Annotated in this window: 19 protein-coding genes and 1 pseudogene; 13 read left to right on the top strand and 7 right to left on the bottom strand. The window is 46.5% G+C overall.

Annotation, left to right across the window (positions count from 1 at the left end; genetic code table 11):
• The first annotated feature begins 76 nt into the window (after positions 1 to 76).
• The 12 genes from F4V51_RS21230 (at position 77) to F4V51_RS21175 (ending at position 14,638) form a co-directional block, all read left to right on the top strand.
• Positions 77 to 1,186: a FecCD family ABC transporter permease gene (locus tag F4V51_RS21230; RefSeq protein ID WP_153979510.1), complete on the top strand. Its 1,110-nt coding sequence runs from the start codon at positions 77 to 79 to the stop codon at positions 1,184 to 1,186.
• A gap of 2 nt (positions 1,187 to 1,188) precedes the next feature.
• Positions 1,189 to 1,956, top strand: coding sequence for an ABC transporter ATP-binding protein (locus F4V51_RS21225; protein ID WP_153979509.1), 768 nt, complete (start codon positions 1,189 to 1,191; stop codon positions 1,954 to 1,956).
• Between the two features lie 64 nt (positions 1,957 to 2,020).
• Positions 2,021 to 2,212 carry a hypothetical protein gene (locus F4V51_RS21220; protein ID WP_153979508.1) on the top strand — a complete coding sequence of 64 codons (192 nt, stop codon included), beginning with the start codon at positions 2,021 to 2,023 and terminating at the stop codon, positions 2,210 to 2,212.
• Between the two features lie 167 nt (positions 2,213 to 2,379).
• Positions 2,380 to 2,745, top strand: a complete 366-nt coding sequence (locus F4V51_RS21215) for a hypothetical protein (RefSeq protein WP_153979507.1) — start codon at positions 2,380 to 2,382, stop codon at positions 2,743 to 2,745.
• A 103-nt stretch (positions 2,746 to 2,848) separates the two neighbouring features.
• Positions 2,849 to 3,511 carry a ribonuclease H gene (gene rnhA, locus F4V51_RS21210; RefSeq protein WP_153979506.1) on the top strand — a complete coding sequence of 221 codons (663 nt, stop codon included), beginning with the start codon at positions 2,849 to 2,851 and terminating at the stop codon, positions 3,509 to 3,511.
• Between the two features lie 201 nt (positions 3,512 to 3,712).
• Positions 3,713 to 4,582 carry an alpha/beta fold hydrolase gene (locus F4V51_RS21205; RefSeq protein ID WP_153979505.1) on the top strand — a complete coding sequence of 290 codons (870 nt, stop codon included), beginning with the start codon at positions 3,713 to 3,715 and terminating at the stop codon, positions 4,580 to 4,582.
• Between the two features lie 297 nt (positions 4,583 to 4,879).
• The gene (locus tag F4V51_RS21200; protein ID WP_153979504.1) at positions 4,880 to 5,869 is read left to right on the top strand and encodes a serine/threonine protein kinase; all 990 of its coding nucleotides are present in this window, start codon (positions 4,880 to 4,882) and stop codon (positions 5,867 to 5,869) included.
• Between the two features lie 515 nt (positions 5,870 to 6,384).
• Positions 6,385 to 7,344, top strand: coding sequence for a protease inhibitor I9 family protein (locus F4V51_RS29410; protein WP_323131782.1), 960 nt, complete (start codon positions 6,385 to 6,387; stop codon positions 7,342 to 7,344).
• Positions 7,260 to 12,083: a S8 family serine peptidase gene (locus F4V51_RS29305; RefSeq protein ID WP_323131820.1), complete on the top strand. Its 4,824-nt coding sequence runs from the start codon at positions 7,260 to 7,262 to the stop codon at positions 12,081 to 12,083. The genes F4V51_RS29410 and F4V51_RS29305 overlap by 85 nt, the downstream gene beginning before the upstream one ends.
• 172 nt (positions 12,084 to 12,255) lie before the next feature.
• Positions 12,256 to 13,503, top strand: a complete 1,248-nt coding sequence (locus tag F4V51_RS21185; RefSeq protein WP_153979502.1) for a transcriptional regulator — start codon at positions 12,256 to 12,258, stop codon at positions 13,501 to 13,503.
• A gap of 125 nt (positions 13,504 to 13,628) precedes the next feature.
• Positions 13,629 to 14,069, top strand: coding sequence for an Imm48 family immunity protein (imm48, locus tag F4V51_RS21180; RefSeq protein WP_153979501.1), 441 nt, complete (start codon positions 13,629 to 13,631; stop codon positions 14,067 to 14,069).
• Positions 14,070 to 14,101: 32 nt separating this feature from the next.
• Positions 14,102 to 14,638 carry an RNA 2'-phosphotransferase gene (locus F4V51_RS21175; RefSeq protein WP_153979500.1) on the top strand — a complete coding sequence of 179 codons (537 nt, stop codon included), beginning with the start codon at positions 14,102 to 14,104 and terminating at the stop codon, positions 14,636 to 14,638.
• 163 nt (positions 14,639 to 14,801) lie between these two features.
• Here the strand turns inward: F4V51_RS21175 and F4V51_RS21170 are convergent, their stop codons facing one another.
• The 6 genes and pseudogenes from F4V51_RS21170 to nirB all read right to left on the bottom strand — a co-directional run bounded on the left by F4V51_RS21170 (position 14,802) and on the right by nirB (position 20,905).
• A complete protein-coding gene (locus F4V51_RS21170; protein ID WP_153979499.1) occupies positions 14,802 to 15,659 on the bottom strand; it encodes an SDR family oxidoreductase in 858 nt (285 codons plus the stop codon).
• A gap of 117 nt (positions 15,660 to 15,776) precedes the next feature.
• Complete coding sequence (locus F4V51_RS21165) at positions 15,777 to 16,202, bottom strand: Rrf2 family transcriptional regulator (RefSeq protein WP_095289779.1); 426 nt, start codon at positions 16,200 to 16,202, stop codon at positions 15,777 to 15,779.
• A 129-nt stretch (positions 16,203 to 16,331) separates the two neighbouring features.
• Positions 16,332 to 16,960: pseudogene (locus tag F4V51_RS21160) on the bottom strand (YfbR-like 5'-deoxynucleotidase).
• A 260-nt stretch (positions 16,961 to 17,220) separates the two neighbouring features.
• Positions 17,221 to 18,003 carry a formate/nitrite transporter family protein gene (locus tag F4V51_RS21155; protein WP_153979498.1) on the bottom strand — a complete coding sequence of 261 codons (783 nt, stop codon included), beginning with the start codon at positions 18,001 to 18,003 and terminating at the stop codon, positions 17,221 to 17,223.
• Positions 18,004 to 18,055: 52 nt separating this feature from the next.
• On the bottom strand, positions 18,056 to 18,382 hold the full coding sequence (gene nirD, locus F4V51_RS21150; protein WP_153979497.1) for a nitrite reductase small subunit NirD: 327 nt from the start codon (positions 18,380 to 18,382) through the stop codon (positions 18,056 to 18,058).
• Positions 18,383 to 18,475: 93 nt separating this feature from the next.
• Positions 18,476 to 20,905 carry a nitrite reductase large subunit NirB gene (nirB, locus tag F4V51_RS21145; protein ID WP_153979496.1) on the bottom strand — a complete coding sequence of 810 codons (2,430 nt, stop codon included), beginning with the start codon at positions 20,903 to 20,905 and terminating at the stop codon, positions 18,476 to 18,478.
• A 309-nt stretch (positions 20,906 to 21,214) separates the two neighbouring features.
• On the opposite strand from nirB, the gene F4V51_RS21140 reads away from it, so the two are divergent.
• The gene (locus tag F4V51_RS21140; RefSeq protein WP_095359546.1) at positions 21,215 to 21,922 is read left to right on the top strand and encodes a metal-dependent hydrolase; all 708 of its coding nucleotides are present in this window, start codon (positions 21,215 to 21,217) and stop codon (positions 21,920 to 21,922) included.
• A 330-nt stretch (positions 21,923 to 22,252) separates the two neighbouring features.
• Here F4V51_RS21140 and F4V51_RS21135 read toward each other — a convergent pair whose 3' ends face one another.
• Positions 22,253 to 22,570 (bottom strand): hypothetical protein, encoded by a 318-nt coding sequence (locus F4V51_RS21135; RefSeq protein ID WP_153979495.1) that lies wholly within the window; start codon positions 22,568 to 22,570, stop codon positions 22,253 to 22,255.
• Positions 22,571 to 22,728 lie beyond the last annotated feature (158 nt).

Below are 22,728 nucleotides of genomic sequence, written 5' to 3'. Positions count from 1 at the left end.
TATAATCCGAACAAAAGCGTTGTAAAAAGCTGAATTTTTAGATCTTAACATTCTCGTGGAAGTGATGGGGGAAGAAATGGCACAAACAGTACAAATGCAGACCCAGCACGTGGGTAAACCCAAGTCTTTGATTCACAGCAAATCCGGTTTCGCATTACTTCTTGCAGCACTGGTCATATTCATGCTTGTATCGGTAGGGATAGCGGTATCCATAGGTCAGGTGCATATTCCGCTGGCCGAGTCCTATCGTATTCTGCTCTACAAAATCACGGGCTTTCAGCTTGGAGCAGCGCCAATTGAGGCCGGTTCCTTCACCGATATCATCTGGCAGATTCGTTTTCCGCGTGTATTAATGGCCATGTTTATCGGGGCAGGTCTGGCGCTCTGTGGTGCCGTCATGCAGGCTGCTGTGCAGAATCCACTCGCTGATCCTTACATATTAGGTATATCCTCAGGAGCTTCACTCGGAGCAACGTTTGCGATTTTGATCGGATTCGGTTCCATTAGCTGGTTAGGTCAAACGGGTGTAGCCTTTTGGGCTTTTGCCGGTGCCATGGGTGCATCCTTGCTGGTACTTACACTTGCAGGGATTCGTGGCAAAATGACATCCGTCAAGTTGGTACTTGCCGGGATGGTCATTAACGCACTATGCAGTGCGTTCTCGAACTTTATCATTTACTTTGCAAACAATGCTGAAGGCATTCGAACCGTCACATTCTGGACGATGGGCAGCCTCGCGGCTTCAGGCTGGAACAAGCTCCCGCTGATCAGTATTGTCGTTCTGGTAGCGATTCTGTTTTTCCTGCTGCAATCCCGTGTGCTCAATACGATGCTTCTCGGGGATGAAGCGGCTGTGACGCTGGGCATTAATCTTAGTGTATATCGCAGACTGTACATGCTGTTAACGGCACTTGTAACGGGGGTTATGGTATCGAGCTGCGGGATGATCGGTTTTGTGGGACTCATTATTCCGCATATCGTAAGAGGTATGGTTGGCTCAGACCATCGCAAAGTCATGCCCGTGTCGGTATTATTCGGAGCTATTTTCCTCATCTGGACCGATGTCATCGCAAGATCTCTGATATCCAGTGTTGAACTGCCGATTGGAATTATTACGGCCATGATTGGTGCACCGATGTTTATGTATATGCTGGTCAAAAAAGGCTACGGTTTTGGAGGGAAATAACCATGAAACTGAACGTAGAAAATGTGTCCATATCGGTGCTGAATACGGACATCATCCGAAATATTTCGTTACAGGTGAACGACAAGCAATTTGTCGGAATCATTGGACCGAACGGTTGCGGCAAGTCAACGCTGCTCAAGAGCATCTATAAAGTGATCAAGCCACAGCAGGGCAGCGTATTACTCGGCGATAAGGACATTCTGAAATCCAGTCCGAAGATCGTATCCCGGCATATGGGTGTTGTGGGACAGTTCAACGAACTGAGCTTTGATTTTACGGTACGTGAGATGGTCATGATGGGACGGACACCACACAAAAAGCTGCTGGAAACCGATAATCAGCAGGATGCCCAGATTGTGGAGCAGGCACTTGAAAAGGTACATCTGTCCGGACATGCGGACCGCAATTACGTGTCTTTGTCCGGTGGAGAGAAGCAGCGTGTCATCCTGGCCCGTGTACTGGCACAGCAGCCTGAATTCCTCATTTTGGACGAGCCGACCAATCATCTGGACATCAAGTACCAGCTTCAAATCCTTAATATTGTACGAGGCCTGGATATTAGTATCCTCGCAGCACTCCATGATCTCGAACTGGCAGCCGAATACTGCGACTATCTGTATGTGGTGAAGCGGGGACAGATCGTGGTTCATGGTAAACCTGCTGATATATTGACACGTGAGATGATCGGGGAAGTGTTTGAGGTGGATTGTGAAATTTACGAAAATCCGGTTACGGGTGGATTGGGCATAGCCTATCTGAGTACACGGTAATACCCAAAAATAAAACAAGATTAGATCTACAGATGAGTGGATAAAAAAACAGACCGTATTCTGCTTGAGCAATGTTGTGCTGCTGGCAGGAACGGTCTTTTTTGTGGAGATTATGGCCACACGCATCTGCGAGATGGATTTGCGTCCTGCAATTCGCAGCAACACCATGCTAACCAGCACAAGTAAGATTGATTTCGAGATCCAGTCCATGGTTACATTCCCTTCTCTACCAAGTCGTGTATCTTCTTTGTGCTGAGGCTGTTCGTGATATGGATGTATCTACAGTTCATTGGGATTCGCAACGGCGGGGAAAATAGTCCCAAAAACAAAAGGACCATTATACTACGTTTCAAATGAAGAAAATGACCGATGTTATTAAGGAGGTTCCTTTCTGCTAACAAACGAGGAGTGATACAACGTACGATGCATACGAAGATAATACAGGAACTTCTTTCCCAGGAAGATTCCGAAGAGCCGATACAAGATGATAGAGTTCTCGAGCCTTTAATTCAAGCGCTCATGGACCCCGGAACATCAGGAAGCAGGGCAATATTTTTATACGCTCTTGAACATTTGGATTACATATTACATATAGAGCACATCATTCCGTTTATAGGTGATACCAGCCTGGAAGTGTGTGCACAATCATTTATGCTGCTGGAGCAGCTAAAGGATAAGCTATCCGAAGAACAAAAACATACATGTGAGCAAGTCCTTGAGGAACAAATCAGACATAATGAAAGAAAGCTTCTGGTCGTAGCCTTGGATATGGTGAGGAGTTGGAAGTAAGGGTGACGGTGAACTGAACGATTGTCCATCGAGTGCTTTCATTCACCCCTTCCTTTCGATTACAATAGGGTATTGATTGCAGCAAACGAAGGAGCGGGTAACGATGGCGAAACAGAAATACTATGTCGTCTGGGAAGGCAAGAAGCCAGGTGTGTATAATACGTGGGCGGAATGCAAAGCACAGACGGATCATTTTACCGGAGCAAAATATAAATCATACGAATCCAGATCAGCAGCCGAAGAGGCATATCGTGCCGGGTGGAAAGGGAACTGGGGGACAGCCTCGAGTGGAGCAGGTGCTTCTTCCAAAAGCAAATCGGTCAGCAGCGGCAGAAGCGCAGGGATGGAGACATCGGAGGAAGTAGACTATGACAGTATTTCGGTTGACGTGGGCACACGCGGAAATCCGGGACCTGTAGAATATAAAGGTGTGGATACGCGCACGGGAGAGATTATTTTCTCCGTAGGACCGATTTCCAAGGGAACGAACAACCTTGGTGAGTTTTTGGCTATCGTGCATGCCTTGGCGCATCTCAAAAAAGAAGGAAGCAACAAGACCGTATATACCGACTCGGTGAATGCCATGAAGTGGCTGAAGCAAAAGAAAGTATCCACCACGCTGCCTCGGGATAACTCAACGGAAGAGATCTGGCTCATGATAGACCGTGCGGAACAATGGCTGCGTACGAATACGTACAGCAATAAAGTGTTGAAATGGCAGACGAAACAGTGGGGCGAAATCAAGGCGGATTACGGGCGAAAATAAGCAAAAATTCTGTACGTATGTTCCATTATATGTAGTCTATTAGAAACGATATTTACAATTTCCAATTTCCATTCTATAATCATCTGAATATGATAAGTTACACATATGGAGGAGCCTGTCATCTGCAGGCCCTCTTTATCTTTTTGGTCCATCCCTTTTTCGTCAAATTAGAGGGTAGAGTACACATTGCAGGAGGCAGACATGAGTTCCATTTATAGAAGTGAAGAAGGCAAGAGCAGTATTCTGGAGGATTATGAAGCCTATCTGGCAAATCTGGGCGAGGGCATTGAGCGGGAATATGTGGAGACACGTTTTGGTCAAACACATGTATTGCTGACAGGGCCGGAGGACGGAAAACCACTGTTTATTCTCCAAGGCGGAAACTGTGTGAATCCAATGACGTTGTCCTGGTTTTCTTCCTTATTCAAGGATTACCGAATTATTGCTCCCGATACGATCGGTCACCCCGGTTACAGTGAAGAGACACGAATCTCGGCGAGGTTTGACAGTCTGGCCTTGTGGGTTTCCGACTTGCTGGACCACTACAAGATTGAAAAAAGTGCGTTTATCGGGCCTTCTTTTGGCGGTGGAATTATCCTTAGACTGGCTACCTATATTCCGGAGCGTATTGCATGTTCCGTTTTGGTATCACCAGCAGGACTGGCTGTGGGTTCGAAATTTAAAACAGCTCAGGACATTGTTCTTCCACTTGTGAAATACCGGATGACTTCTTCGCCATCTTCTTTGCAAAAAATTACAGGCACCATGTCATGCAACTGCATGAAGGAAATGGATAAAAATATTATGGGCAAAATCTTCAAATACGTCAGCATGGAGCAGGATAACCCTAAGCTTACGGAACGGGAAGAGCTGGTGAACTATACATCGCCAACGCTGCTGCTGGTCGGAGAGAAGGATGTCTTTTTCCCTGGGGATAAGGTCATCGAACGAGCTCAGAAAATTATTCCGAATGTACAGGCCGTCAAGTACGACACGGGTCATTTTCCTTCACAGGATGTGCTCATTCAGATGAACGAGGAGATTCGCAAGTTTTTACAACAAAACTATTAATATAGCCTAGGCAGGGCGGATCAGAGGATTCAAGTCTATTAACCAAATCCGCCCCGTCTGTCGATAACAGTATGAGATAAGTAGTTTATGACTTACCTAAGCTTTTGTAATTCTATCAGGTATAGACTAGTATAGAGTAGGTATCGTAATTTATTTTATTATTTCCACATAAATGTGTTTCAAATTGATATGATTGGTTTATATAGATGGTTGGCGATGAAACGTCTGCTGATTAAGACAGAGTAATGCAACATGCGGCAAGTCTTCCGATCGACAAGGTTGAAAAGAGGGTCTGTTATGAGAAAAGACAATTACAAAGTGGCACTGCAGCGCAATGTCATTCTAAACGATACATATCAGGTGAGACAGGTACTTGCCAGCAGCGAGCTGGCTATTGTATATGCAGGTAGAGACAAAAATACAGGAGCGAAGGTCGCCATTAAGGAATTTTTCCCGCAGAGACTGGCTTCGCGGCAATCAGACAAGCGGGGAGTGTACTGTTCTTCGCGCGGTTTTGGCGGGCAGTATCAGGAGCTGCTTGCTTCCTTCCTGGTCGAAGGCGAATTGTTATCCGGCCTGAGTCATCCTCATATCATTACGTACATAGACCATTTTGAAGAAAACGATACAGGGTATCTGATTACCGAATACTGCAGCGGGATGATGCTGAACGAGTATTTGCAAGAAAATGACCATGCCCTGGACCCTGCATTTATTCAAGGGACACTGCTGCCTCTGGTGGATACGCTGGATTACATTCATAAACAGGGAATTATTCACCGGGATGTGAAGCCTTCCAACATTATGATTATGGAGGACGGAACGCCGATGCTGCTGGATTTCGGTTCGGCTGCTCGCTGGCCGATGCAATCTGGGGATAAACAGGCCATTTTCACATCTTCCGGATATTCACCGCTTGAATTCTATTCCGAGAAATCCAGTCAGGGGCCGATGTCAGACATCTATAGTCTGTCAGCTCTTCTTCACTATTGGACATGTGGGCAGCCTCCTTTGGACGTGAAAAAGCGGCTGTTCCAGGATGAATTGCCATCTGTTCGCAGCCACAATACCTATGTGAATCCATGGCTTGCCCGTGTCATTCACTGGGGACTGACGGTCCGCTCCGAGAAACGCTGTGCTTCGCTCGCCTGGGTGAGAAGATCTTTGCGGGTTCAGGCCCTCATGTGGAAATTGCGCAAACCAGGCACGTTGGAATGGACACTCGCAGAGAATGAACATACGCAAGTCTATAACCTGGAAACGGGCAAAAAGCATGAAACGGCATGATTGCGCCTATTATGATCCCTGTCTTAATCTTTGAAATGTAAACGAAAATGCATAAATAAGCCAGGCCCTATGAAAAGGGAGGTCTGGCTTATTTTTCAATGTTCAAAATATTAGTAGTGGAAAAATTTGAATATATTAAGTCAAGGAAGCTCACATGTACCGTTCTATTTAGAACAATGATGTGAGCTTTTTTACATTTCTTTTTGTGTATTTTGATATTGAATCCAATGAAAAATAGCATAAAAAGTAAATTGTTATTAAAAATACGCTTCATTTTCGAAAGTGTTTTTAGGTCTAGAGATACTTGATTGTTTAATCCCGTAGTAAATAAAAGGGTGAAGTCCTGGTTTTGTAAATTAAAACTGGCTAAATTAGATAATTCGGTCTATTTATATGTAAATATTTTAGAAGAATATCACAAGCATTCAGTCTATTAACATACTCAATTACCCCAATTTACATTCCATACACTGCGGAATACGATAATCCTAATCTATTACCGCAGGAGGTATGAAATGAAACGAAAATCAACCCGATGGTTATCCGGTCTTATAGCGGCAGGAGTCATGTTGTCCTCCATGTTCTCTATGCCTGCTTACGCAGCACCCTCTTATGGTCCTCTAGAGCAGAGTGCAAGCGCTAAATCTATTCTGCAATCTCTGACACCGGAAGAGAGACTAGCTTTAATTCAGCTTCAAATCATGGATGGGGAAGTCATTGACTCCAGGGTGAATACGAAGAGTGAAGAGTCGGTTAACGTGATTGTTCAATTTAAAAGCGAACCCGCTGTAGTGGCTTTGAAACGGGCTGCTCTGAACAATGAGAAATTATCAGAGCTTACAGCTGCAAGCAGAGTAAAACAAAACCATCAGCAATTCAAACAGCATATTAAATCTCTTCAGCAGAAGAGAAGCCTGTCTTATGATGCTTCCGCAATTCAGATTACTCAGGAGTATGATACTGCGCTAAATGGTGTAGCTCTAACGATTCCTGGTGTTGCAATAGAAGATCTAATGGAATCCGGTGTAGTGAAAAAAGTATGGGCTGATCAGGAAGTGACTCTTGATCTGCCGGAGGCAGACACGCAGAGTGAATTTGCATCCGAAGCCGGAATGCAGCCCCGGATGGCTGATAGTGTGCCGTACCTGGGGATCGACACACTTCACGAAGAGGGCATTACAGGCAAGGGAGTTAAGGTCGGCGTACTGGATACGGGAATTGATTATCATCATCCGGATTTAACGGGGCATATAAGGGGTATCGAGCCCATGACGGAGAAGATCCCAAACAAGTGGATCCGGCTACGGTCAAAGGTTGGGATTTCGTCGATAACGATGCTGACCCGATGGAGACAACTTACGCCGATTGGGAAAATTCAGGTTATAAGGAGCTGGGAGTACCCGCAGAAGACTACTATACCTCTCACGGAACCCACGTATCGGGAACTATCGCAGGACAGGCGAAAAATAATGTAGGGTATGCCGTAAAAGGGGTAGCGCCAGACGTGGATTTGTATGTATACCGTGTACTCGGTCCTGGCGGAAGTGGTGAGATGAGCGGCATTATTGCCGGGATTGACAAGGCTATTCAAGATGATATTGATGTGATCAATCTATCTCTGGGTGCTGCAACGAATGATCCGTTGGACCCTTCGTCCATTGCACTGAATAATGCGATGCTGCAGGGCGTCGTGAGTTTGGTTGCAGCAGGTAACGATGGGCCAAGCGAGGGTACACTAGGCACACCGGGAGCCAGTGCGCTGGCTATTACGGTGGGGGCTTCCGATGTCCCTTTGACCATTCCAACCGTTACCGTGACCATGGATGTATACAATAATTCAAATGAGGAAGAGGCAGCAGAAGAAACTGCACCTGAAGCCGATCCGGAGGTGCCAGCAGCCGCAGAAGAAGCTGCACCTGAGGCAGATCCAGAGGTGCCGGCAGCCGCAGAAGAAGCTGCACCTGAGGCAGATGCAGAGATGCCAGCAGCCGCAGAAGAAGCTGCACCTGAGGCAGATCCAGAGGTGCCGGCAGCCGCAGAAGAAGCTGCACCTGAGGCAGATGCAGAGATGCCGGCAGCCGCAGAAGAAGCTGCACCTGAAGCCGATGCAGAGGTACCAACAGCCGCGGAAGAAACACCTGCTCCAACGTATACCAAGGAGCTGCCTTTGTTTGGGAAGGATTTTGCGGACGATCTGAACACACTTGAGGGTAAAACCTATGAACTCGTGTATGCAGGTCTTGGGAACGTTACTGACTTTGAAGGTATTGATGTTCAAGGCAAAGTGGCCCTGATCGCTCGAGGCGAGATTGCGCTGGACGCCAAAATTGTCAATGCAAGAAAAGCAGGAGCGGCAGCTGCGTTAATTTACAATAACGTGGAAGGAACCATCCCCAACTATTTGGGTGAAATGAACGGATATATTCCGACATTCCAAATGGAAAAAGAGCTTGGAGAAAAGCTAAAGGATGCAAACGGCGTGACGGTTACCTTTGGCGCAACAGGCCAAACCGTTACAGAGGGGAACAAACTGGCTGATTTCAGTTCCCGTGGTCCAGCTGCAGTCAACAATGATATCAAACCGGATATCGTAGCTCCTGGTGTAGCTATATTTTCGACATACCCCGTATTTGTGAATGATCATGCCGGAGAGAATTATGATATTGCATACGCACGAATTTCGGGTACTTCCATGGCAACGCCGCATATGGCAGGAATTGCTGCGCTTATGCTGCAGGAACACGTGGATTATACGCCTTTTGATGTGAAGACAGCGCTAATGAATACGGCGGTAGATCTGAACGGCAATTATTCCGTATACGAAGTGGGTGCAGGCCGTGTAGATCCTTACCGTGCAGTCCACACATCCGTATTTGCCAAAGTTCAGGACAAAACCATTCATATTTCGAATGAGGAATCCATCCTGATCGACGAGATTACAGGTTCAATCGTATTTGACAGTGCATACCTGGAAGATGAAGGCGGGGAAATCCTGTCGGACAGTCGAATCGTTAAGATCGAGAATAAAGGGGACAGTGCGAAGACCTATCGGACTTCCAGCAAGCTGTTGAACGATATGAATTTAGATGTTCGGCTTCCGGAATCCATTACAGTAAATGGGGGAAGTACGGAAGAGGTGACTGTCTCTGTTGATGTACCACAGGGCACGCCAAGCGGTCGTTACGAAGGATATGTATATCTGGATACGGAAAATATCGCGGATCATATTCAGATCCCTTTCGCCATCCGCATTAGCGAGAAGGGTATTACTTCGGTCGAGTTGATTCCGCCATCCGTTACCAACGATACCCCATTCCATCAGTTCCTGAACCGGATAACCATGAGTACCATTCTTTTGGGTAGTCCCCTTGATTCTGTGGATGTGTTACTGAAGGATCGTGAGACCGGCAAGGAAATCGGGTTTGTCGGTACAATGAATTCGCAGTCCATGCTTCCGGGGATAGAATATACGATCCTGAATTTGTTTAAAGGTTACGCATTTCCGATTGAAAACGGGGAGATCTCCGACGTTGCACGATTTGTCCCTGAGGGCAGCTACACCCTTGAAATCATTGGGACGGATTCTGAATCCAGGCAGTATTCTTACGAAACATTGGTCGTTGTGGACAACACAGCCCCTGAGATTGACCTGGGTATAGAGCCTGGTGTATACGAGCTCAATGATAGTATGTTGACGGAAAGAGAAGCTGGACTTGGCGTCTGGTATGATGGCACAGCTATCGATTCAACAGTGCAAACCTTTGTTGATAATGGAATTACGGCGTATGATCAATCTTCCAATCGTATCGTTTTCTACGAGAATAGCAGTCCGTTCTATTCAGGTGAGTTACCTGTTTCCAAAGAAGGAAACATCTCTTTTGGGATTACCAAGGAAGAATATGATAATGGTTATGAACTTCGCCTCTTTGGAATGGATGTGGGTACAGCGGCCAATCCCGTCAAGGACCACCGCTATGGCTTTATTTCCGAAGGCAAACCTTATGTGACCAGTAAATATGACAAAGAACAAGTCCGTAAAGGAGATACGATTACCCAGACTATTCAATTGAACAATGTGGAGAAGTTAAACGGTATTTCGTTTATCCTGGAATCCATGTATGACTATAAACAATTCAACCGGATTGAGCCAACGCCTGAGCTGCAGGCATTACTGGATGCCACAGGTGCTGAAGTGAAGTTCAGTGATCCTGTCGTGAGCGCAAGAGAAATCAGCTTTGAGGCATCCATCTCAGGTGGGTCCTTTGAAGGAATCACAGGTGATCTTGATTTGTTCCAGGTTATCTTTGATGTACCCAAGGATGAATTTTATTTAAAGAAAAACGACATTCCATTGCTTGAAGTGAAATACACTACGGTTGGCATGAATGAGAACGAAGAGAAGTTGACATTAACCGCGTTTAACACAGACAGCTATGAAGTGATCTCCAAATCTTCAAGAACATATGGTTATGTACGTCCCGAAGCTTTTATGGTCAATGGAGAGTATCTGGATTTTGCAAATGACTATTCGGCAATGGGCATTGAAATTTATGCGGAGACGGCTTCCGGAGAGAAATATGAGGGGACGCTGCAAAAACACGGTGAATTCCTCATCGATGGCATTCCTGCAACAGGTGAAATGACGACGATCTACACACGAGTTCCCGGTCATTTACCTTCCAAGCTGGCGGTAGTTCTGAGCAGGAATATTAATGGCGAATATTATGGCATCAATCAACTGAATTCGTCTGACTTTACGTATGCAGGTGATATCAATGGAGATGGAGTCATCGATATCTATGATATGGAACTTGTAACGGAACATTATCATACTTCGGATGAAATCGCCGATATTGACCAGGATGGCTATGTAGGAGACGCCGAAGTAAATTACATTACGAATAACTTTGGAAAAACGGCTAACTATTCCACCCAGAAGCCTGTCATGCAAATTGGTGAAAAAGACTTGGGATACTTCCTGAACAAGATTCAGGAAATGAACAATGGTGGTTCCGGAAATAACGGTGGCGGTTCCGGTAATCATGGTGGTGGCGGAGGATCTGGGGCAGCGCCTGCACCGGCCCCTACACCTGCACCGACGCCAGAGTCAGAACTGAGCCAAAATCAGGTCATCACGGAAAAGGATCTGAAAGCTGTGAAAAACGGTACAGCGACTGTGGCGATGACGGTTGGGCAAAAGATTGAGCTGCCTGTTAATGCTGGAGACTTGTTAGGTTCTAATACACTTACACTATCTCAGCAAGGTTTACTATCACTCGCAATTCCTTCTGGCGTATTCAAAGAACTGCAAACCAAAGGAGGCCCTGGTGCTGCTGGTGGCAAGATTATGCTGGAAATAAAAGAAAAAGACGTGAACGTGCCAGCCGCGAAACAAGGTCTGACATGGACAATGGCAGGTGCTGCTTACGAATTCGAACTTTACCTGGAGGCTTCCGGTGAAAAGTTATCCTTGTCCACGCTTCCGGAAGATATTGCGTTGACACTTCATTACGACAAGAATCTCAATAGCAACCTGATCGGAATGTACAATGAATCTTCATCGAAGGACAACTGGACCTATGTTGGCGGGGATGTAGATAGACAAAAGGGTACCGTGACCTCCCACCTGTCGCATTTGGGGACGTTTGGAACGTTTGCTTACGACAAAGCGTTTGAAGACGTGACTCCGACGCATTGGGCAAGTGAAGCCATCAAATCTCTTGCAGCCAAGCATGTGCTGACAGGCAAGACAGAGACTGCATTTGATCCTCAGGGTCAGACAACTCGTGCTGAATTTGCCGCTTTGATTGTAAGAACCCTTGGTTTACAGGCCAAAGGAAACGAATTACCATTCGGCGATGTGAGTGAGGATGCCTGGTATGTAGAGAGCATTGCTGCAGCATATCAAGCAGGCTTGATTCAAGGAATAGCCAAAGATAAGTTCGCTCCGACCGAAACCATCTCGAGACAAGAAATGGCAGTGCTCATGATGAGAGCATATGAATATCAAACCCAATCATTGGAGACCAAGCAGACATCTGCGGGCTATTCAGATGCAGCAGACATTGCACCGTGGGCAGAGGAAGCTGTGGCCAGCGCTTCCGAACTGGGTGTAATGAAGGGTTCTGCAAAAGGAGAATTTAACCCGAAAGCCCGTGCAACTCGTGCTGAAACGGCCCAAACGATTTACAATTTAATTTCGCTAATCCAATAAGAAATATTAGAAAAAGAGGTCCCTTTAGCGGGCCTCTTTTTCTGTATGATGATACCTTACATGATCCTCGGAAACTCGATCGCAATGACCTTGGCGTATAATATATGCTGGTAGAGTCCTCATTCGATCCCTATAATTAGGGATAAAACGAAGGACAAAAAGAGGTGTAGTGATGATTGAAGGGAAGATTATTAAATTTTACCGGGAGAAAAAAAGACGAACTCAAGGAGAACTGGTGAAAGGGATCTGTTCAGTCACACATCTGAGCAAAATTGAGCGGGGCATGACAGAGTATTCACAGGAAATTATGGATATGCTCTGTGAGCGACTGCACATTGATATGGTAAGGGAAGTAACAAGATACCATCAAATGAAAGAGCTGCTGGATACATGGCAAGAGGCCATTATTATGCAGAGAACGGCGGAGGCAATTCGCCTCAAAGACAAGCTGGAAGAAGAACCATTGACAGGTATACCTGATCTGCGATTATCCTGTGACTTGCTGCGGATTCGATTTTACTTGTTTATGAATAATATAGATGAGGCCGAAAGGCATATAGACAAAGTCGAGATTCCGGATGAACTGAAGCATTCGTATGAGTATTATTTTTACCACCATTTGATGGGGATCTATTATTTCCTCACGGGACATTATGCGAAATCCATCCAAACATTAACTTCGATAGACCAATCCAAGTATACGAACCATGAATATTTTTATCATCTGTCTCTGGCATATCACTCAATATACTCGAATATCACGTCTTACTACTATGCGGAGAAGGCTATTCAGCATTTTCGCAAAACGCTCAATATGGTACGAATCATTGATACCGAAACCATCATGCTTGTTCAGCTCAACTCTCGTGAATATCATGATTTTCCGGAAACCAAACGCAGATATGAGAATCTGATTCGCATCTGTGATGATTGCGGTCTTCCTGACCGGAAAGCCAAGCTGCTGAACAATCTTGGTTATGAATATAACCGGAGAAACCAATATGAAGATGCAGCCTACTGGTACAGGGAAGCGCTTGATATCATTCCGGAAGAGCAGCCGTTATACCTGATGGTACTCAATAATTACATAGAAACGAGTAGACTGGGAAGTCTCATGCCTGCAAATAAACTGCTGGATCTATCTCTGGAAGCGCTGCGTAGATCTGATCTTGTGGAAGATGCGAGCTATATGGAACTGGAACTCCAATGTGTTATTTTACAAGGCCAGGAGAAGGCATATTATCAGATGATAGAAGAAAGAGTACTTCCTTATTATCGTGAACTGGGTTCAAAGTATCTCGCTGAGCGTTATGAAGAAATATTGTTTCAGTACTATATGGATCATGGTGAGAAGGATAAGGCGCTTCATCTTGCAAAAAATCGTTTTGAAACGCAGACGACAACGCTTATATCAGGGTAATATATAAAATACGAGAAGTGTCGCTGGATAGGGCATTTGAAACGAGCGCTATACCTCCGATACAATGTGGTCAGAGAGTCTGAGAGAATCGCTCAAATATGGCTGAGAAATGGAGAACTACAATTATGACTGATTTTATTAACGCAGAAGATATTAACGACGTCATTCTGGCAGCGGCTGCCTCCGAGCTGGAGCAGATGGTGGACCGGATTTGCGAATTGATTGGCACGCCTTTGGGGCAGACAACAGAGCTGGAGCGGCAGGTTATCGCTGCATTCGGCTTTGGGGCTGTATACGGCATTACTCATCGGGATCAACTAGCAGAGTCCCAGGCTCATGCACTGAGTATTCGTATGTTAATCAAGCCATTTAACTACAGTGAGCAGCAAGCAGTGGACTTTGCCGACGATCTGATTCGTGTGGCCTCGGACCGGGAGGCACATCCCGTAATGAACACGATTATTCATCGTGGGATTGACGGCCACCGTCAATTTAACCAGGAAGACGATGAAGGACTCGCTCGCAATATTCAGGAGATTTTGGCAGCGGTACAACCGGAGAGATAGAAGAGAGTTACTAGATTCGGGAGATGATCGTAATGGATATGATGAAACTAAGCAAAGAGCTCTCTTATGCTCTGCGGCATGCCCCCTGGGAATATGAGCTGGAGCTGGATGAAGAGGGCTGGGTGGAGATCTCGCAATTACTTGTGGCACTGCATGAAAGTCCGCAGTGGAAAGAAGTAACGGAAGCGGATCTGGAGCAGATGATCGAGGCGTCGGAGAAAAAGCGACATGAAATCCGTTCCGGCCGCATCCGGGCATTATATGGTCATTCCACTCCGCAGAAAATATCGAAAACCCCTGCGGACCCGCCGGCAATGCTGTATCATGGTACACCGGCTCGCGCGGTGGCTTCGATTATGGAGCAGGGATTGCAGCCGCGGCAGCGGCAGTATGTGCATCTGTCCGCAGATATGAATACGGCCGAACAGGTAGGACGCAGACGTGATGATCAACCTGTGATCCTGAGAATTAATGCCGCGCAGGCAGCCAAAGAGGGTATCCTCTTTTACCATGGAAACGAAAATATCTGGCTCGCTGATCACATACCTGCACGCTATATCGACCGCTGACAAGAATATTGCCCGCGAGTCCAATAGAGTATCATTTTGTTATATAAGCACATGATACAGAAAAAGGGACACATCAACATTTGTTGGTGTGTCCCTATTTGGATATCCCGATATCCAGCTAATCGAATTACGTTCTAATAGCGGTTATGGATTAAAAGACGTTTTATTTGCCCAAAATTGCTTTAATACCTTCGCTCAGTGGTTGAGCCGGACGGCCAAGCAGCTTCTCCAATGTGTCGCTCTCTACAGCCAGTGCGCCTTCACGGATGGCACTCTGCATATCAACCAGCATGGAGACTACAAAGTCAGGCAGACCTGCACCTTTCATGATGTCGGCATAAGCGGCATCGTCCACGTTTTGCACATTGATGTCCTGTCCGAGCACTTCACCAACGATAGCTGCAAGTTCAGCTTGCGTGCGGAGTTTACCAGACAACTCATATACGGAATTCTCATGTCCCTCACCTGTAAGGACTGCTGCAGCGGCATGTGCATAATCGCTGCGCGTAGCCCAGCCTACTTGACTGTCGTTGGTTGCATGAACCCATGGGGCACCTTGGGTAGTCGCTTGTACGCTGCCTGCTTCATTTTCCAGATACCAGTTGTTACGCAGGAAGGAGTAGGCAATGCCGGATTCGCGGATCGCCTGTTCTGTGGCACGGTGCACTTCAGCCAGGGAAAGGGTGTTATTCTCGGCATTTACCACGCTGGTATAAGCGATAAATCCAACACCTGCATTCTTGGCAGCCTGAACCGCAGCTTGATGCTGGCGGATACGTGTCTCATTGTCGCCATCTGTGGAGATGAGCAGCAGGCGATCCACACCAGCGAAAGCTTTAGCAAGTGTATCCGGTTGATCGAAATCACCATGACGAACGTCAACGCCTTGAGCACGCAGTGCTTCCGCTTTCTCCGGGTTTCGTACACTTACAGCCAGATCTCCGGCGGATACCGTTTTTAACAAAGCTTCTACGACCAGTGAACCCAAATGACCTGTTGCGCCAGTAACCAAAATTTTCATGAGATATTCCTCCAATGGTTTAAGTATTTTGATGATAAATGTTTGGATGTAATCAAGTCCGTTATAACAGATGTGATTACAACTGAAGGGTTAAAAAAAGCTCGCTATGAGCTTCTTTTATTCAGACACATGAACCTGATCCATCATCTGCTGTATGGTTACGCGATTCAAGCGCTGTTCCATCGCTGTCTGAGCTTCAATGAGCTCGGCACGCAAGGTACGTTCGATCATGCTGCCCACGGGACAATCCGGATTCGGATGTTTGTGGAAGTTGAATAGCTCCCCTTCCTGGACTACTTCGAGTGCCCGGTATACATCCAGAAGGGTGATGTCTGCCGGGTCCTTTAATAAGGAAGCACCGCCGACACCAGGTCTGACCTCGATCAAACGGGCTTGTTTCAGCTTGGACATGATCCGCCGGATAATCACGGGATTTGTATTTACGCTGGAAGCGATAAAATCCCCAGTGCACTCATGCGGTGCAACAGCGATCAAGGACAGGGTGTGAACCGCAATGGAAAAGCGGCTGCTGATTTGTTTCATGGATGATCACCACCGTTGTAACTATAATAGTTACAAATTATAAAGTTGTCAAATACAAGTTCCAGATCACCATCTATAACGAAAAGAAGCCATGTCCCCGGATCAGTGAACCTAGATGGCCAGCGCTGATTATTGGGACAAAGCTTCTTCGGTGATTTTGCGGATATCGAACGGGGAGCGAATGCCTTCTTCAATCATGTCAGGCAGAATGTTGTCTAAGAAGTAACGTACACAGTGAAGATCGATATTTTTGATTTTGATCAGTGCGTAGCGGTACATGACAATAAATTCTTTCTCCGTATTGCCACGCTGCAGTTCCGCAAAGGCTTCATATACCTGGTCCATTTTATCCGCCACTTCGAGAATCAGACCTTCTACGGATCGTCTTTGCCTTCGCGCAGCTGCCTGCGGAAAATGTCCTTAAATTCTTCAGGGATATTTTCATTAATAAAATGCTCTACCATCGCTTCTTCCACATGGAGCAGCATGGAACGCAGTTCCAATGAGTAATGTTTGACGGGTGTCTTAATATCACCGATGAAGATTTCACCATAGTCATGGCTGCTGGTGATTTCGTATAACTTTTTCCAATCAATGCTTACTCCGTGCAGTTCTTCAATATCGGCCAGTGTCTTGGCATACTGTACTACTTTCCAGGAATGGGCAGACACACAGTGATCTTCGAATTTGAACTTGCCAGGCGTCCGAATGATGCGTTCAAGATCGTTCAGTGACCTAAAGTACGTATGAATTCCCATCTAAGCTATCATCCTTTGTTGGTTGAGTATGATCCGACTATACTTTAATTATGTTAACCACGGATTAACGATGTATGCGAGAAAGGTAAAAATAAACCTTGAAAGGGAAAGACATAAGCATGGGGATAAAGAGACAAAAGGGATCTCCACGGACAAAACCAAAAAACCACCATGTCAACTGAACTTTTTTTCAGCTGATTGATGGTGGCTTTTTTAGATTTTTAATGATTCATGAGAATGAAAATGTGTGTGATGCCCGATCAGGCTTTCTTTCGAACCGGGGAAATAAACCAATACGCCATACCGACAAACAACGCACCACCAATAATATTGCCCAGTGTGACGGGAATCATATTGTGCAGCCAACCTGCCAGCGTGATCGTATCGGGATGGTTAGGCAGCAGCCAGGATAGGGATAAGACCGTCATATTGGCGACACTGTGCTCATATCCGCTGGCGATAAATGCGTACAGACACCACCAGATCAGTACCAGTTTGGCAATATCCTCTTTGGAACGGGCCGCCATCCAGATGGCCAGACAGACGAGCCAGTTACAGAGAATACCGCGGAAGAACAATTCGGTAACGGGTGCAGCCATCTTTTTGGCCGACACAGCGAACAGTAAGTGCTCCGGTCCAGCTGTTTTAAACAAGCCACTGCCTACAATCAGCAGACTGAGCAGAATGGCCCCGATCAGATTGCCGAGGAAAATAAGTCCCCAGTTTTTCAAGGTTTCCCGAACCGTGGTCCGGCCTGCCAGTGTACTCATGGTAAAGAACATGTTGTTGCCAGTGAACAATTCCGAGCCTGCAAAAATGACGAGCGTGAGGGCGAGCCCGAAGGACATGCCCATCAGCATCATTTGCAAGGGTGACTTGGCTGCAAGCAGCGGTGCACCGATACTAAAGATCAGAATAATTCCAAGCCCTACATATGCGCCTGCCATTAAGGCCGCCACCATGTAACGCGGCAAGCTGGCATTCATCTGATCCCGCTTTTTAACCGCAGCTTCTATAATTCCTTCAACACCTGGTGTATACATCCTGGTCTCCTCCATTATTGTGCATCTATCTCACTCCTGCTCATGGAGCTAACTATACAGCAATCCAGACCTGCCCGTTCTCGAGTTTCACCGGAAACATCTGAACCTGTCCCTGATCTGGTGCTTGTACTTGACCCGTACATAAGTCGATTTTCCAATCGTACAGCGGATCATAGAGATAATGTCCGGATACGATGCCTTCAGCGAGCGGACCACCCTTGGGGTGGGGATTATGGTTATCGGCAGCAAATACGGTACCGTCGGAGGCGCGGAAGACAGCCAGCTGTCGGCCTTCAATTTCTACTACTCTCCCGATCCGGGGGAGAAACTCTTCAATCTCTCCAGCCGGAAAATAAATGCCCGATTGTTGGGTTGTCATATGGACTTCTCCTTTTCTATGGCAGGTTCACCTGCAAATTAAATATCAAATTGATCCAGTAAAGAACGCCGTTACTATTTTAAGGATTACAGCTTAAGGGCGAGCGGACACTTCAATTCCCTGGAACAGTTTGGTCTGGCCTTCTTCGTTGCGCAGTACTTTTTTCCATGGATCTTCCACATGGCTCAGGGCAAATTCAATGCGTTCCATCAGTGCTTTGCGTTCCTCCAGATTATCCACCACAACCGAACGAATCTGCTCCAGTCCCATCCGTTCAACCCATTCCGAGGTACGCTCCAGATAGTTACCTGTTTCCCGGTAGTATTGAATTATTGCACCGCAGAGTTCGATGAGCTCTGCATCTGTTTTCACCTTGCATAAGGAGTCAGCAAGTCTGGCTTTGATACCACCGTTACCGCCAATAAACAACTCCCAGCCTCCATCGTTACCAACAATCCCGATATCTTTCGTACATGATTCAGCGCAGTTCCGCGGACAGCCATTGACCGCCATTTTGAATTTGGCAGGCAGATCAAGACGCTCGAATTTGCGTTCAAGCAGGGCACCCATCGCCATGGAATCCTGAGTACCGAAGCGGCAGAACTGGGAACCGACGCATGTTTTGACTGTACGCAGTGATTTGGCATAGGCATAACCGGAAGGCATATCCAGCTCAGCCCATACCTGTGGCAGATCCTCTTTTTTGACCCCGATCAGGTCGAGACGCTGTCCGCCGGTAACCTTAACCGCTTTTACATCGTATTTGACCGAAATGTCCGCAATACGTTTCAATTCTTCCGGTGTGGTAACGCCGCCGTACATGCGTGGTACAACCGTATACGTGCCGTCCTTCTGAATATTGGCGTTCATACGTTCATTGACAAATCGGGATTCCTTCTCATCTTCATGCGTATCCGGTGCAATCATACCGAGGTAATAGTTAATTGCCGGACGGCATTTGGAACAGCCTTCAGGCTGGCTCCAGCCCAGGACATTCATCACTTCTTTGGTCGTCTGCAATCCTTTTTGCTTGATCTCGGCTACAATTTCATCCCGGCTGAGCGAGGTGCATCCACAGATACCCTGTTTGGCACCGCTTGTGAAGCCGTCTCCCAGTACATATTGTAAAATCTGCTCTACGACCGGTTTGCATCCGCCGCATGAACGGGTTGCGCCAGTACAGGCTTTGATCTCATCAACGCTACTCAGACCCTGATTCGTAATGGCATCGACAATCGTTCCTTTGGTTACACCATTACATCCACATACGATTTCGTCCTCAGCCATCGTTTCAACAGAAGCAGCTTTTTTGTGACCACCACATCCTGTACCCATCAGCGAGGCATACAGCTCATCCGTCATCTCGGTTTTCTGTTTGATTAACTTCTGTAATTCAGCAGAATCCGTCACATCTCCAAAGAGCACAGCACCGACCATGATGTTGTCCCGCAGCAGAATTTTTTTGTAGGTTCGTTTCCAGTCATCTTTATGGCTGATCACCGTATGGTCAGGACTATCGAGAAATTCGCCTGTGGAGAAGACGTCCACACCTGAGATTTTTAATTTGGTAGATACGACAGAGCCTTCATACGGAGCCGTTTCCACGCCGCAGATATGCTTGGCAAGAATCATGCCTTGTTCGAATAATGGGGCAACGAGGCCGTAGCATACTCCCCGGTGTTCGGTACATTCCCCGACGGAATATACACCTTCGAGTGAGGTCTGCATGTAGTCATCCACGATGATCCCGCGGTTAACTTCCATGCCGCTTTCGTGGGCTACAATCGTGTTCGGTTTAATGCCTACAGCCATTACGACAAAGTCTGCAACCAGTACGGTGTCATCGGCAAATCGGAGGCCTTCCACACGTTCCCCGCCGATCAATTCAGCTGTCTGTGCGCCCATCTTGAAACGAATGCCCTGACGCTCCAGTTCAGCTTTTAGCATGGCTGAAGCTTGGGGGTCGAGCTGGCGTTCCATCAGGTCTTGCATGAGATGAACTACAGTGACGTCCATGCCGAGCTGGACCAGACCTTTGGCTGCTTCCAGTCCGAGAAGACCTCCCCCGATCACAGCCGCTTTTTTATATTGCTTTGCTGCTTCCAGCATCATATTGCAATCGGCAATGTCCCGAAATCCAACAACGCCTTCTTTATCATGACCCGGAACGGGCAGGATAAAGGAGCTGGACCCTGTAGCGATAATGACTTTGTCGTAGGGCACTCGTGTGCCTTCGTTTGTAACGACCTCCCGGGTATCTGCATCGATACGGGACACGGTTGTCCCGGTATGAAGCGTAATGCCATTGTCTTCATACCAGTGCAGATCATTGAGCACGATATCATCAATGGTTTTGCTGCCCTCCAGAACATAGGACAACATGATTCGGTTATAGTTGGGATAGGGCTCCGTGCCGAAGACCGTAATATCATAACGTGAAGTTAATTTCAGAATCTGTTCAACTGTACTCATGCCGGCCATACCGTTACCGATCACAACAAGTTTTTCTCTGTTTCCGTTCATGTGTGTAAGCCTCCTTGGTTTAACACTGGACATTATCAACATTTTTAGTGGTTTATATTTGAATCATAGCGTGGATTGCTAACACATAATGTGATTTATTTCACTAAGAAAGAGATAAGTAGCACAAATTAAAAAGTGTGAGCCCGGTCACGGAAACTTTTTTTATTGGAGCTTGAAGAATGGTATGTATTGAGGTCGGGATCTAATGTAAAATAAGAAATACGAACTATTGTTCTCTTTTTGCTTTCGTTGTAACATCGAGAATGGGATATGATGTTCCCTATTTCTTCGAAAGGAAGTTTTCGCATCATGATGGGAAGATCCCACCTGATTATTGGAACAGGCGTTTCACTTTCAGTACTGCAGCTGATGGGTGTGCAAGTCACGGCACCGGCTGTTACGGTTGCGCTCATTGGCTCGCTGCTGCCGGACATTGATGAGCCGAATTCATTGTTGGTATCCAAGGCGCTGCCCAATAGCTTGATCAGGCTGCTGCAAACCATTTTGCTGCCTACAGCCGTATTTGTGTATTTTTACGTGCAGGCGAAGCCTTGGAATCTGCTGCTGGCCATTTTGGTTGGACTTGTATCTTTCCTGCCATCACGTTCGCTCCGTAAAGTATTGATGTTCGCCATCGGACTGGGCCTTGTATTCTACGGTCACGCCCTCGCACCATGGAACCTGATTGCAGGGAGTCTGCTCATGTTATGTACTACGCTTACCCACAGAGGTTTAACCCATACGGTCTATGGAACTGCCGTTTGGGGAGGACTGCTGTACAGCACAACGCATGAGCAGGGACCGGAGATTTGGGTTGCCGGAGGAGTAGCCTATGCCATGCATCTGCTTGCAGACTCGTTGACGAATCGCGGGATTCGTCCGCTTCCGCCACTCAAGTGGAGGATCAGGGCGAATTTGATGAGCACAGGGACCAAACATGGAGCCGTGGTGGAGAATGTATGTATTGTGCTAACGCTTATTTTGGCATGGATCGCATTTTCGCCGTTATTTCTGTAACTCTTGAGCACCTGGCATTGTGGATTGAATCGGATCCTGCAAACGTGCTGAACAGCAACATGAACTTCAAAAACGCCAGTCCGGAATATATGGACTGGCGTTTTTTTATTGGCTCTCCGAATCCTGTATCAAACCTTACTCCTGTGTATAGTTCAAGGGACTAAACCAACGGGGTGCAGGATTCAGGAAGAAGAAGGGGAATCGGTAAGCTCATCAATATCCGAAGAGCCATATACAAATAACACAATAAGAATAACTACAATTATTAGCTCTGCGAATCCAGTTCCGTCAAAGTCAGACATCATTCCAGCCTCATTTCATTCCATTCATTTAGGAATTCATTCTTTTTTGGAAAGCTCGCATCACATCATCCAGAGTCAAGTCGCCCATCTCGTCAAGAAATTGGACCAGTTTATCGGCATTCGAAGGATTAATGTTTGTTAGTGTTTTATACTGTCCAACCAGCTCTACGACCAGAGTGGCCTCACGAAACAAGGTGACAGCATCAACTCTTAATTTACCGCTAACAAGCAAGGCTGCAACGATAAGTTCCAGGTTTCTACCTTTTAGATTGCCATTGAGAAGGGAGTTTGCGGCATTTGTTTTTTTGGTGCCTTTATTCGATTTTCCATTCCTTCCCACTGCCATAACAGGTCCCCCACTGCTTGGTGTTTTGTTCTCTTTCGTTGTTGTATCTTATGTGTTAATTCCTGTAATGTTCGAACTATTAATCTATTTTTACGCAAAAAAGAGACACACCAACAAAAGTCGGAATGCCTCTTTATCTGAAGGGAGGACAACGGAGT

Origin of the sequence: Paenibacillus xylanilyticus (assembly GCF_009664365.1) — a bacterium.
GTDB classification, from domain to species: domain Bacteria; phylum Bacillota; class Bacilli; order Paenibacillales; family Paenibacillaceae; genus Paenibacillus; species Paenibacillus xylanilyticus_A.
Note: the sequence above shows the minus strand (reverse complement) of the source record. Positions and strands in the feature narration are given on the sequence as shown.